Raw genomic sequence first — 11,652 nt, 5'->3', positions numbered from 1 at the left:
ACAGCGCCGCCAGGTCCTCACAGCTTCAAGACCTTAGCGAGTGTGCGCGCGTCGCCGTCGAGCTCGATGGGCGGTTCGACATTCTTCAGCGCCGCATCGGGATCTTTGAGCCCCGAACCGGTGAGCACCACGACGGTGGTCGCGTCCTTTTCGATCTTGCGCTCGCGGACCAGCCGGAACAGCAGGGCGAGCGGGGCCACCGAGGCCGGCTCCGCGAAGAGGCCCTCGCTGTTCGCGAGCCGGATCTGGGCGGCAAGGATCTCGGTATCGGAGACGGCGGCGATCATGCCGCCGGACTCGTCACGGGCGGTGGTCGCGCCCTCCCAAGAAGCCGGGTTGCCGATGCGGATGGCCGAGGCGACGGTCTTCGGATTGGCGACCGGGTGACCGCTCACGATCGGCGACGCGCCCTCGGCCTGAGCTCCGACCATGCGCGGGAGGCGTGTGGCGCGGCCGGCCGCGTGATACTCGCGGAACCCTTTCCAGTACGCGGTGATGTTGCCCGCGTTGCCGACGGGCAGGACCAGGTAGTCCGGGGCGTCGCCGAGCGCGTCGACGATCTCGTAAGCCGCCGTCTTCTGGCCCTGGATCCGGTGGGGGTTGACCGAGTTCATCAGGGCGACCGGGTAGTGGCTCGCCAGCTCGCGGACCGTATCCAGCGCCCTGTCAAAGTTGCCCTTCAGCGCCACGACCTTGGCGCCGTACATGAGCGCTTGCGAGAGCTTGTTGAGCGCGATCTCGCCCGAGGGGACGACCACGATCGCTCGGAGGCCGGTGCGCGCGGCGTAGGCGGCCATCGAGGCCGATGTGTTGCCGGTCGACGCGCACACGAGCACCCTGCTCCCGGCCTCCAGCGCCTTCGCCACCGCCACGACCATGCCACGGTCCTTGAAGGAGCCGGTCGGGTTGAGGCCCTCGTACTTGAAATAGAGGTGCTTCAGTCCGAGCGCCCGGGCGATGTTGCGGCTCGGCACCAGCGGCGTCGACCCTTCATTGAGATCGACCTCCGGAGTGGAGGGGCCGACCGGCAGGTGCTCGCGATAGCGGGCAATGACGCCCAACGGCTTGCCTAGAAGACCCGGATGAAGGAGGACACGGCGCGCACCGGGCCCAGCTTTGCCATCCGCTCCCGGGCGCGCTGCAGGCTGGCGTCAGGCGACGGATGGGTGGTGACCACCAGCTCGACCGTCCGATCCTGTGACCACGCGTCCTTCTGTATGAAGCTCGAGATGCTGACGCCCTCCTCCGCGAACACCTGGCCGATCGCCGCCAGCACCCCGGTGCGATCGTCGACGCGGATCCGGTAGTACGCGCGCGTCATCACCTCGCCCATCGGGATGACGCCGATGCGGTCGTCGAAGCTGAACGACGGCCGGCTCTGCACACCTCGCCTGATCGACCGGGCCAGGTCGATGAGGTCGCCGACCACGGCCGATGCGGTCGGCCGGCCGCCGGCACCCTGGCCGGCGAGCAGCACCTGGCCCACCAGGTCGCCCTCGACGAAAACGGCATTCTCGGCGCCCTCGACCCGGGCCAGGGGATGGTCGAGCGGGATCATCGCCGGATGCACGCGAGCCTCGACCCGGCCGGGGTGCCGCTGGGTGTGCGCGATCAGCTTGATGGCGTAGCCCAGCTCGCGCGCGTACCGGAAGTCGACCGGCTCGATGCCCTCGATGCCCTCACGGAAGATCTCGTCCGGCCGCACCTTGATCTCGTACGCGATCGATCCGAGGATGGCCAGCTTGTAGGCGGCGTCATAACCGCCGACGTCGTCGGTGGGATCGGCCTCCGCATACCCCGCCGCCTGGGCTTCGCTGACGGCTTGGGCGAGCGACAGGCCCGCGGCCGCCATGCGCCCGAGCACGTAGTTGGTGGTTCCGTTGATGACCGCCGACACCCGCTCGATTCGATTCGCCTGCAGGTCGGTGCGGAATGTGCTGATGAGCGGAACGCCGCCCCCGACCGCGGCCTCGAAGTAGACATCGACGTTTTTCTCCGCCGCCAGGTCGAGCAGCTCCGGCCCGTGCTTGGCCATGACCACCTTGTTCGCGGTGACCACGTGCTTGCCCGCGCGGATGGCGCGCTCCAGGTATCCGTGCATCGGCTCGTCCCCACCCGCCACCTCGACCAGGACGTCGATCGCCGGGTCCTCGAGCAGGGCGCCCGGGTCGGTGGTCAGCAACTCGGGGGAGATTTCGACCGAACGCCGTTTCTTGAGGTCGCGAACCAGGACGCGCCGCAAGCAAAGCTCGACGCCCGCGCGGCGCGACAGCTGCGGCCCCCACGTGAGCAGCCGCTCGGCCACCTGCGAGCCGACGGTGCCGAGTCCGATGAGCCCCACGTTCAGGGGACGCTGAGTCATGGGCGCTATTCTCCCTGCCATGGCATTGATCCTGCGCGAAGCCGACGTCCAGGAGCTCATCGACATGGACGGCGTCATCGCCGCGGTCCGGGCCGCGATGACCGAGCTGGGCGAGGGCGCCGCTCAGAACGAGCCTCGCCGGCGGGCGTCCGCGCCCGGCGGTTGGCTCAACGTCATGTTCGCCTCCTACCCCGGTGCGGGCTGCACCGGGCTCAAGGCCTACTCCGTCGCTGACGGCCGGGTGCGGTTCCTGGTCGTGCTGTTCGGCCTGGACGGCTCCCTGCAGGCTCTGATCGAAGCCGACTTCCTGGGCGCCTACCGCACCGGCGCCGCGACGGCCGTCGCGGTGAACGCGCTGGCGCCTCCCGGCCCCGCGACTGTGGCCCTGATCGGCACCGGCTGGCAGGCGTCCACCCAGGCGCTGGCGGTTTCACGCGTGCTCGAGATCCAAGAGCTTCGCGTCTTCAGCCGCGACCAGGAGCGCCGGGCCCGGTTCGCCCGCGACCAGGCCGACCAGCTCGGGGTGCCGGCGATCGCGGCGGCCAGCGCCGAGCTCGCGGTTCGCGGCGCCGACGTGGTCATCACGATGACCACGAGCCCCCGCCCGGTCATCGAGGACGAGTGGGTCGAGCCGCATGCGGTGGTCGTCGGCGCCGGCTCGAACTTCCGCCACCGGGCCGAAATCCCGGCCGGCCTGGTCGCCAGGGCGCAAACGGTGGTGGTCGATCAGCTGGCCGCGGCCCAACTCGAGAGCGGGGACCTGATCCAGGCCCGCGAGGCGGGCCGGTTCGAGTGGGACCGGGCCGTTGAGCTGGGGGCGGTGCTCGCGGGCCAATGGACGCCTCCGGGCGAGCGGGGCATAACGCTGTTCGAGTCGCACGGCCTGGCGCTGTGGGACCTGGCGGCCGCTTCGGTCGTGCTCGCGGCCGCCAGGGAGCGGCGCGTGGGCGAAGAGGTGAGCCTGTTCTAGTGGTGGAGGTTGGCGGGCACGGGCTGCGGACCCAGTGCCCCGAGCTGCAGAGCCGAGCCGACCAGGAAGGCGGTGACCAGGATCAGCACGAGGGCGGCGCTGGCCGCGGTGTACACCAGCCATGGCGGCGGACCGGCGCTCGCGAGGCGGATCAGGACGTCGGACCAGTCCGGACCTCGCCGTGGCGTCCATGAATCCACTGCCGTCCGGATCATCCGGCCGAGGTCTTCTTCGGAGGGCGCGCTCGACCCTCCCCGTGTGGTCTTATCTTCCACGTAGGGCACCTTCACTTCTCGAACGCCCAGGGTCCCGATCTTGATCGCTCCCGATGGTTTTTCGCATGATCGCCACCGCCTTGGCGATTCGGGACGCCACCGTTCCCGCCGGCACTCCCAACACCGACGCGATCTCCTCGCGGGTCATGCCTTCGTAGTAGTGGAGGACCACCGCCGCCCGCAGCTTGGGGCTCAGGGCCGCCATCGCCTTCTCGACCACATCCCGGGCTTCGGCCCGATCGTAGTCGCGCCGGTCGGGCGCCACGTACAGGCGCGCGGGCAAAAAGCGCGCGAGCTTTTGCCGGCGCAGATGGGAGATCGCGAGATTGATTCCGATCCGTCGCAGCCAGGCCCCCGGCGGCGCGGTGGGCGTGTATCGGTGGCGGGCTCGGTAAGCCCGGACGAAGGTCTCCTGGGTCAGGTCCTCAGCGGCGGCTGAATCCAGGACGACGGCACGGATCGAGCGGAAGACCGAGAGATATTCCTGGTCGTAGAGCTGCCGGAACTGAGTCGCCGGGTCGAGCTCCCTGCTCTCGGACACGCGACAAGTTTGAGCGCTCGATATGAGGTGTGCCGGGCGGCCGGCTGATCGAGCCGCAGGTCAGAGCGCCGCCTCTTTCGCGAGGCGGCGGCTGCGCCAGCTTCGGACCAGCGCGCCCGTGACCGCCACCAGCCCGCCACCGACGAAGATGAAGGTACCCACCACGTTGACCTGGGGCGGTACGCCGTACCGGGTCGCGCCGTAGACCCAGAGCGGAAACGTCAGGGTGTTGCCGGAAACAAAGCTGGTGATCACGTAGTCGTCCATGCAGAGGGCGAAGGCCAGAAGCGCCGCCGCCAGAACGCCCGGAAAGATGACGGGCAGCGTCACCAGTAAGAAGGTCCACAGCGGAGAGGCGCCGAGGTCCTGGGCGGCCTCCTCGAGCGACGGGTCGAAGCCCGCCAGCCGCGCCCGCACCGTGATGGCCACGAACGGGATCGAGAACATGACCTGGGCCAGCACGATGGTGGGTAGCCCGAGCGGCATGCTGGCGGAGATGAACAGCGTCAGCATGGCGGAGCCGATCACGACCTCGGAGGCGGCGATGTTGAGCACCATCACGGCGTCGAGAATCGTCCGGCCGCGATAGTGGTAGCGGTGACCCGCAAGGGCGATCATCGTCCCGAGGACGGTCGAGATCACCATGCCCAGGGTGGCCGTGATGAGCGAGACGACCAGCGCCGAGGTCATGGTGGGGATCGAGAAGGGATTTGCGTACCAGCGGAGCGTGAAGCCCGACCACACGATGTTGAGCCGGCCGTGGGTGTTGTTGAACCCGTAGAGCACCATGACGATGATGGGCGCGAACAGCCACAGCATCACCAGGTGGGTGTAGGCGGGCAGGAGCAGCGAGCCCAGCCGGAACCGGCGCCGTGCGCGCACGCCGGCCGCCGGGCGGCGCGCCGGGTCGCGCGGGAGGGCCTGGGCGGGCATCGGCCCGATCGCCCCGCGCACCTCCTCAACCACCCATGATCTCCTCGGTCCCGAAGAGGCGCTGATAGACCAGCAACATCGCCAGCAGGCCGAGCATCAGGATGAAGGCGAGGGAGGCCGCCAGCGGATAGTTGGTGTTGACCTCGAACTGCTGCTCGATCACGCGCCCGACCATGGTCGTGCCCACGCCCCCCAGGATGTCCTGGTTCACGTAGTCAGCCACCGCCGGGATGCCCGTCAGCAGCACGCCGGCGAAGACGCCGGGGATGGACAGGGGAAGGATCACCCGCCGGAAAACCTGGTAGCGGTTGGCGTACAGGTCCCCCGCGGCCTCGACCAGCCGGCGGTCGACCTTCTCCAGCGAGGCGTAGATGGGCAGCAGCATGTAGGGGAAGAACGTGTAGGCGAGGCCGCCGGTCACCGCCACCGGGGTGGCGAGGACGCGAACGTCCTCGGGCAGCAGGTGGATCGCCTTGAGCGGTGCGAGGAGCGGGCCGTTGTCGCTGAGCAGGGTTTCCCAGGCCAGGGTGCGAATCACGAAGGAGACGAAGAAGGGGAGCAGGACCGCCAGCAGATAGGCGGACTTGCGGGGTCCGGCGTGGAAGGCGATCCAGTAGGCCGCGGGATAGGCGACGACCAGCGCCACGATCGTCGCCGACCCTCCGTACTCGAGCGCGTGGACGTACTGCTCCGAGTAGATCTGCAGCCCCAGCGGGTAGTTGGCGAAGTTCCAGCTGAATACGAAACCGGTGATGAAGTCCCCCGACTGCAGCGAGGTGATGGCGAGGGTGACGATCGGCAGGACGAAGAGGAGCAAAAGCCAGGCCCCGCCCGGGAGGACGAGCAGGTATGGCGCCAGCGCCCGCCCCCAGCGGAGGCGGAGCGCCGGCCGCCCCATTACGTTCTCCTTGACCGCCACCCCGAGCTGAGCTGCCGGCGCTAGGTGAGGATGACGGCGCCGAAGATGTCGTTCCACTGACCCGCCTCGCTCGGCGTGAGCTCCCGGTAGTAGTAGCTGTGCGCGTACTCGCTCTGGGACGGGAAGACGAGCGGGCTGCCGGCCGTCGCCTGGAGCGACTGCTTGGCGGCGGGATCGGTGGTCTGCGCGACGTCCTTGTCGATCGCGTCCTTGGCTGAAGGGACCGGCGTCACGTAGTCGATGCTCTCGGCCAGCATCGCGGCGATCGCGGGCTGGTAGACGTAGTTCATGTAGGTGATGGCGTCGAGCGGGTGGGCGGCTCCGACCGGGATGCACATGTTGTCCGTCCAGATGACCCCGCCCTCCACCGGGATGACGAACTTGAGGTCGTCGTTGCCCGCGGACAGGTTGGCCTGGAAGATGTCTCCCGACCACGCCATGCTGATCCAGGTGTCTCCCGCGCTGAGCGCCTTGATGTAGGTCTGGTCGTAGTACTTGCGCACGATGCCGTCGTCGCGCTGCTTCTTGAGCTTGTCGGCCGCTTTCTGCCAGTCCTTGGGGGTCGACTTCTGCGGGTTGATGCCCATCCCGATCAGAGTCAGGTTGCCGGTGTCCTGGTTGCCGTCCATCATGCCGACCTTGCCCGCGAACTTGGGGTCGAAGAGGTCTTCGAAGCTGGTGATCTCGCGACCGGTCAGGCTCGGGTTGTAGGCGATGCCCGTGAACCCGGACTGCCAGGGGATGGTGAACCGGTTGCCGGGGTCGTAGGAGCGATCCTTCAACCGAGGCGCGGCGTTCTGGAAGAAGTTGGGGAGCTTGGCGGGGTCGAGCTCCACCAGCCAGTGCTTCAGCTGCAGGTTGGTCATCTGGATGCCGTTGGTGATGACCATCAGGTCGTAGCCGGTCGCCTGGCCCAGCTTCAGCTCGGGCGCGATCTTGGCGAAGAAGGTGGGGTCGTCCTGGATCGGCTCCGAGTAGTTGACCTTGATCCCGGTGTCCTTGGTGAACTGGTCGAGCGACGGGTGGGTCGTCGCGCCGCTGGCGTCCTGGGTGCTGTCGATGTAGAGCGGCCAGTTCGCGAAGTCGAGCTGACCGGTCTTGGTTGCCTTGTCCCACACCCAGTTGACGCGGGAGGGCGCGGTGCTGCCGCCGACGCCGCAGGCGGCCAGGAAGGTCCCCAGGCCGAGGGCGCCCGCCCCCTTGAGGGCGTCTCGCCGCGTGATGCGGCTCGCGGTGAGCCCGCGGAGAAACGACGGCTCGACGTACCGGGGAAGATCGCGCTCGCGGGTCATGATTCCTCTCCTTGAATGTGGTGTTCGTGGCTCGGTTGAGACCGCTCGTCGCGGTCCGCCGGGATGACGAATGTGTGCTCCGGCCGCCAGGCCAGCCGTACGGCCTCCCCGGGCCGGGCGACCGCCCCGCCGCCCGAGTTGCGGTCGAAGGCCGACAGGGCCTGACCCCCCGAGGCCTCGAAGAAGTACTGGTAGCTGACGCCGACGAAGACCGCGCTCCGCAGGGTGCCGGCCAGCGTGTTCAAGGGCTCGGCGAGGGCGGCGCCGGCGGGATGGATCTCGATCTTCTCCGGACGCACCCCCAGGTGCAGCCTCTCCCCCGGCTCGCGGGCCGGATCGGCGGGGACTCGCACCATCACGCCTCCGGTCAGCTCGACCAGGCCCCAACCTTCATGGCCGCGCAAGTAGGTCCCCTCGAGCAGGTTGGAGACGCCCAGGAACTCCGCCACGAAAACCGTCGCCGGACGCTCGTAGACCTCCTCCGGCGGGCCGAGCTGTTCGATCCGGCCCTGGCTCATGACCGCGATCCGGTCGGAGATCGTCATCGCTTCCTCCTGGTCGTGGGTGACGAAGACGAAGGTGATGCCGACCTCTTTCTGGATCCTCTTCAGCTCCAGCTGCATCTGGCGGCGGAGCCGGAGGTCGAGGGCCCCCAGGGGCTCGTCGAGGAGGAGCACCTGCGGCCGGTTGACCAGGGCCCGAGCCAGCGCCACCCGCTGCTGCTGGCCGCCTGACATCTGGGCCGGCCGGCGCCGGCGATACGCGCCGAGGCCGACAAGGTCGAGCGCCTCGACGACCCGGCGGTCGACCTCGTTCTTGGCGACGTGACGCCGCCGGAGTCCGAACGCCACGTTGTCGAAGACGTTGAGGTGCGGGAACAGACCATAGGACTGGAAGACCGTGTTGACGTCACGCCGGTAGGCGGGCAGCCCGGTGACGTCCTGGCCGTCGAGCCTGACCACGCCCTCGTTGGGAGCTTCGAACCCGCCGATCAGGCGCAGGGTGGTGGTCTTGCCGCAGCCGGAGGGCCCGAGCAGGCTGAAGAACTCGCCTCGCCGGATCTCGAGGTCCAGGTGGTCGACCGCGGTCGCGGCGCCGAAGCGCTTGACGACCCGTTCGAGGACCACGACCGGGTCGCCGGGCGCCTCCCGCGCGTCTACCCGGCGAGCTCCAAGAGCTGCCGCCTCGCCCGTCGAGGCGCCGTTCGCCTCCCCAGCGGAAGGCGGCTCGGGAACGAGGTCCGCCAGCGCCAGCCGGCGCCTCACAGGCCCATCTTCACCTCTGACTCGCCGCGCACTTGGTCCAGGACCGAGGTCAACTCGCCGAACTCGCCGCGGCCGGCGATGAGCGGCGGAGATGCTCAACGGGTGCCATAGGTGTAGGTCTCCTTCAGTACCCGGAGGTAGGTGAACGTCTCGGTGCGAGCGACGCCGGGAACCACACGGATCTTTTGGGTGAGGAGCCGAAGCAGGTGGTCGTGGTCCTCGCAAACGAGCTCGACCAAAAGGTCGAACGTGCCCACGGTGAGGACGACGTAATCGACTTCCGGCACCGCAGCCAGCGCGCCGGCCGCGGCCATCAGGTCGCCTTCGATCCTGATCCCGACCATGGCCATGAGGCGAAAGCCCAGGCGAAGAGGGTCGGTCACGGCCACGATCTGCATGACGCCGGCGTCGATCAGGTTGCGGACCCTCTGCCGCACCGCCGCCTCCGACAGTCCGACCGCGGCCGCGATCGCGGTGTATGGCCGGCGACCGTCCTCCTGGAGCTGCTCGATGATGATCTTGTCGGCGGCGTCAATCGACGACGCCGCATGGCCCACCATCGTCGGGTCCGCGGTCCTGACCGCCCGTCTCCCCATACCGAGCTCTCCTCAATCCCCTTGCCCCGCCGAGACTCCGTCGCGCCGCTGGAGCGCCAGCCGATGCTAGTGGGCAAAGGCACGCTTGTCAACGAATTTCGCTGATAGGGGCCTGTTAGGCTGCGTTTACCGCCGTGACCACGGCCTAAAACGACGATTCGCCGTCGAAAGACTCAGTGTCTGCTCAGACGCTCGGCGAGGGAGCGGCCGGTCGGCGGCCGGTCGCTGCGCTCCGCCCGGCCGTCGACCCGGGCGAGCCCGGTCTGGACGATGCGAGCCCCGAGCCAGCGGATCGGTTCGGGCTCCCAGGTCGGCGAGCGATGGCCGACCAGCGGCAGCTCGGTCAGCTCGGTACGGCGCCCCGTGATGAGGTCGGCGAGCACGCGCCCAGCCAGGTTCGAGGTGGCCACGCCATGCCCCGTGTACCCGCCGGCGATGGCGACGCCCTGCCCGCGGTCGTAGCTGAAGCTTGGGATCCAGTCCCGCGGCATGCCGAGGACGCCGCCCCAGGCGTGGCTGAAGGGCACCGAGGCCAGGCTCGGGAACCAGTCCGCGAACATCGAGCGCAGCATCGCGTGGGTGGGCGCGTGCCGCTCGGTCTGCGGTTTGATCGCCGAGCCGAAGTTATAGGGCGCGCCGCGACCGCCGAAAAGGATCCGCCCGTCTTGGGTCCGCGACAGGTAGTCGATGGTCAGGCGCATGGAGGCCAGGCAGAGCCGGCGCCGCCACCCGATTTCCGCCAGCTGGGAGTCGCTGACCGGTTCGGTCATGACGATCAGCGAGTAGATCGGGAGGAGACGCCGGTGCAGCGGCGGGAGCTCGGTCAGGTAGGCCTCTCCCGCGAGCACGACCACGTCGGCGCTGACGGTGCCCCGGTCGGTGACCAAGCTCGGCCGGGCGCCGGTCGTGTAGCGGGTGACAGCCGTCTTCTCATGGATGATGCCGCCTCTGCGCTCGACCGCCTCGGCGAGCCCGCGCACGAGCTTGCCCGGGTGGACCACGGCGCCGTCGGCGGAGTAAAGGCCGGCCTCGGCGCGGTCGACGGCGACGCGCTCCGCGCAGGCTGCTTGGTCAAGGAGCTGGTAGCGATCGCCGAACCCCGCCTCGGCGTATTCGCGGTACGCCGCCTCCACGGCCGGGACCTGGTGGCGACCGCGGGCCAGCATCAGCACTCCCGCCTTGTCGAAATCGGCGTCGATGCCCTCCTCCGCCGCCGCCCTACCAACCTCGTCGACGGCGCCGTACATCGCCTGCTGCACGGCTCGCGCCCCAGCGGCGCCGAAGCGTCTTGTGAGCAGCGTCAGGCTGGCGTTGAGGTCGGCCGTGCACCAGCCGCCGTTGCGGCCGGAGGCGCCGAAGCCCGCGATCTCGCGTTCGAGGATCACGACCTTGAGCCCCGGCTCGCGGCGGAGGAGCTCGATCGCCGTCCACAGGCCCGTGAAGCCCGCGCCGAGGATGGCGACGTCGGCCCGGATCGAACCGTCGAGCGGCGGGCGCGGTGCGAGTGGGCCCGCCGAGGACAACCAGTAGCTGACGTCCTGGTAGCGGCGCGGCGAGTCGCTCACGCGCGAAGTTTGAGCCAGCGCCATCGGCCCGCGCTCGGATCAGTTAGTGGGCCATAGTTTCCGCAACGCGCACGACGACGACCTCACGGTCCAGGGCAATTCGATCAGGCTGGCGGATCAGGAGCGCCTCAGCGTCGACGCGTGAAATAAGACTTCTGGCGATTGGACAGCTATCCCGCGCCGCGGCAATATCGATAGCCGGTGACCGCTGGCACTCACGCTCACAAATGCACCGGCAGTCGCAGTCAGCTCGAGGACCCGGTGGTCCTCGGCGGCCTCGTACTCGCCAGCTCGCACTCAGGCTCGACAACCCCGTCCGGCCGGGGTTGTGACTTCGCGCAGAACGCGCCGTACGCGGCTATCTCGTCCTTGGAGACACCGATGTCGGGGACGTCGGCGGCCGAAACAGTCGCCTCCATACGCCTCTTCACTCGCCAAAGTGTGAGCACGACTACGGTTCTTCTTGGCAACAGCCCTACTTAGCTCAGGGAGCTGCTAGCCCGAACCGCTTAAGCCGCCGACTGTGCTCTTAGAGGCAGTTTGAGTTACTGATTTCATTGGACGCCTTGACGATGCTATCGGACCCCTGACCAATCAGCGCGGCGCCAGCGCTGATCCCGCTAGGGTCCGAAGCGTCGATTCCGTTAATCCCTTGTTGCGCTCCCTGCTTCTCAAGCTCAAGCCCCACGCGAAGGTCGCGGTCTGCCTGCTGCAGGCATGCAGGGACCTGCGCTTTGTCGAGCACGGATTCGTAGTTGTTGATCGCGACAATCACATTCTCGAGGGCGCTTCTACAGGCGACGGGGTCGGCGGAGCCACACTGGGTCCCAATGTTGTTATATGCCTCGACAAGTGGTCCGGTGTTGCGGGCAGCGGCCGCATAGGTGAGTACTAGCTGGTGTTGATCGTCACCAGTCGGCGTCGGCGATGGCGT

General features: G+C 68.5%; 12 protein-coding genes. 1 reads left to right on the top strand and 11 read right to left on the bottom strand.

The features are described from left to right. Positions 1-17: 17 nt before the first annotated feature. Positions 18-1,061 carry a threonine synthase gene (locus tag EPN29_00380; protein ID TAN35113.1) on the bottom strand — a complete coding sequence of 348 codons (1,044 nt, stop codon included), beginning with the start codon at positions 1,059-1,061 and terminating at the stop codon, positions 18-20. 8 nt (positions 1,062-1,069) lie between these two features. Beyond that, positions 1,070-2,440 (bottom strand): homoserine dehydrogenase, encoded by a 1,371-nt coding sequence (locus EPN29_00375; GenBank protein TAN35112.1) that lies wholly within the window; start codon positions 2,438-2,440, stop codon positions 1,070-1,072. On the opposite strand from EPN29_00375, the gene EPN29_00370 reads away from it, so the two are divergent. Further along, entirely contained in the window at positions 2,361-3,332 is a 972-nt protein-coding gene (locus EPN29_00370) for an ornithine cyclodeaminase family protein (protein ID TAN35111.1), read from the top strand. The two genes, EPN29_00375 and EPN29_00370, sit on opposite strands and share 80 nt — an antisense overlap. On the opposite strand, the gene EPN29_00365 is transcribed toward EPN29_00370, so the two are convergent. From EPN29_00365 to EPN29_00325, 9 genes are all read right to left on the bottom strand, one after another. Beyond that, complete coding sequence (locus tag EPN29_00365) at positions 3,329-3,547, bottom strand: hypothetical protein (protein TAN35110.1); 219 nt, start codon at positions 3,545-3,547, stop codon at positions 3,329-3,331. The two genes, EPN29_00370 and EPN29_00365, sit on opposite strands and share 4 nt — an antisense overlap. Positions 3,548-3,596: 49 nt before the next feature. After that, a complete protein-coding gene (locus tag EPN29_00360) occupies positions 3,597-4,172 on the bottom strand; it encodes a sigma-70 family RNA polymerase sigma factor (GenBank protein TAN35109.1) in 576 nt (191 codons plus the stop codon). 36 nt (positions 4,173-4,208) lie between these two features. Then, the gene (locus tag EPN29_00355; GenBank protein TAN35149.1) at positions 4,209-5,081 is read right to left on the bottom strand and encodes an ABC transporter permease; all 873 of its coding nucleotides are present in this window, start codon (positions 5,079-5,081) and stop codon (positions 4,209-4,211) included. A 25-nt stretch (positions 5,082-5,106) separates the two neighbouring features. After that, a complete protein-coding gene (locus EPN29_00350) occupies positions 5,107-5,979 on the bottom strand; it encodes an ABC transporter permease (protein TAN35108.1) in 873 nt (290 codons plus the stop codon). Between the two features lie 41 nt (positions 5,980-6,020). After that, on the bottom strand, positions 6,021-7,292 hold the full coding sequence (locus EPN29_00345; GenBank protein TAN35107.1) for an extracellular solute-binding protein: 1,272 nt from the start codon (positions 7,290-7,292) through the stop codon (positions 6,021-6,023). Beyond that, on the bottom strand, positions 7,289-8,539 hold the full coding sequence (locus tag EPN29_00340) for an ABC transporter ATP-binding protein (GenBank protein ID TAN35148.1): 1,251 nt from the start codon (positions 8,537-8,539) through the stop codon (positions 7,289-7,291). The genes EPN29_00345 and EPN29_00340 overlap by 4 nt, the downstream gene beginning before the upstream one ends. Before the next feature lie 113 nt (positions 8,540-8,652). Further along, complete coding sequence (locus EPN29_00335) at positions 8,653-9,153, bottom strand: Lrp/AsnC family transcriptional regulator (GenBank protein TAN35106.1); 501 nt, start codon at positions 9,151-9,153, stop codon at positions 8,653-8,655. A 173-nt stretch (positions 9,154-9,326) separates the two neighbouring features. Continuing rightward, positions 9,327-10,742: an FAD-dependent oxidoreductase gene (locus tag EPN29_00330; protein ID TAN35105.1), complete on the bottom strand. Its 1,416-nt coding sequence runs from the start codon at positions 10,740-10,742 to the stop codon at positions 9,327-9,329. 505 nt (positions 10,743-11,247) lie between these two features. Beyond that, complete coding sequence (locus tag EPN29_00325) at positions 11,248-11,493, bottom strand: hypothetical protein (protein ID TAN35104.1); 246 nt, start codon at positions 11,491-11,493, stop codon at positions 11,248-11,250. Between the last annotated feature and the right edge of the window lie 159 nt (positions 11,494-11,652).

This window comes from bacterium, from assembly GCA_004299235.1.
Lineage (GTDB): Bacteria > Chloroflexota > Dormibacteria > Dormibacterales > Dormibacteraceae > SCQL01.
The sequence above is the reverse complement of the archived record's forward strand: the minus strand, read 5'-3'. Positions and strand labels throughout refer to the sequence as shown.

Coding starts and splice junctions, on each gene's coding strand:
- EPN29_00355 (TAN35149.1), bottom strand. CDS start 5,081: ATGCCCGCCCAGGCCCTCCCGCGCGACCCGGCGCGCCGCCCGGCGGCC.
- EPN29_00330 (TAN35105.1), bottom strand. CDS start 10,742: ATGGCGCTGGCTCAAACTTCGCGCGTGAGCGACTCGCCGCGCCGCTAC.
- EPN29_00365 (TAN35110.1), bottom strand. CDS start 3,547: ATGATCCGGACGGCAGTGGATTCATGGACGCCACGGCGAGGTCCGGAC.
- EPN29_00335 (TAN35106.1), bottom strand. CDS start 9,153: ATGGGGAGACGGGCGGTCAGGACCGCGGACCCGACGATGGTGGGCCAT.
- EPN29_00375 (TAN35112.1), bottom strand. CDS start 2,440: ATGACGCCGTCCATGTCGATGAGCTCCTGGACGTCGGCTTCGCGCAGG.
- EPN29_00345 (TAN35107.1), bottom strand. CDS start 7,292: ATGACCCGCGAGCGCGATCTTCCCCGGTACGTCGAGCCGTCGTTTCTC.
- EPN29_00350 (TAN35108.1), bottom strand. CDS start 5,979: ATGGGGCGGCCGGCGCTCCGCCTCCGCTGGGGGCGGGCGCTGGCGCCA.
- EPN29_00370 (TAN35111.1), top strand. CDS start 2,361: ATGGGCGCTATTCTCCCTGCCATGGCATTGATCCTGCGCGAAGCCGAC.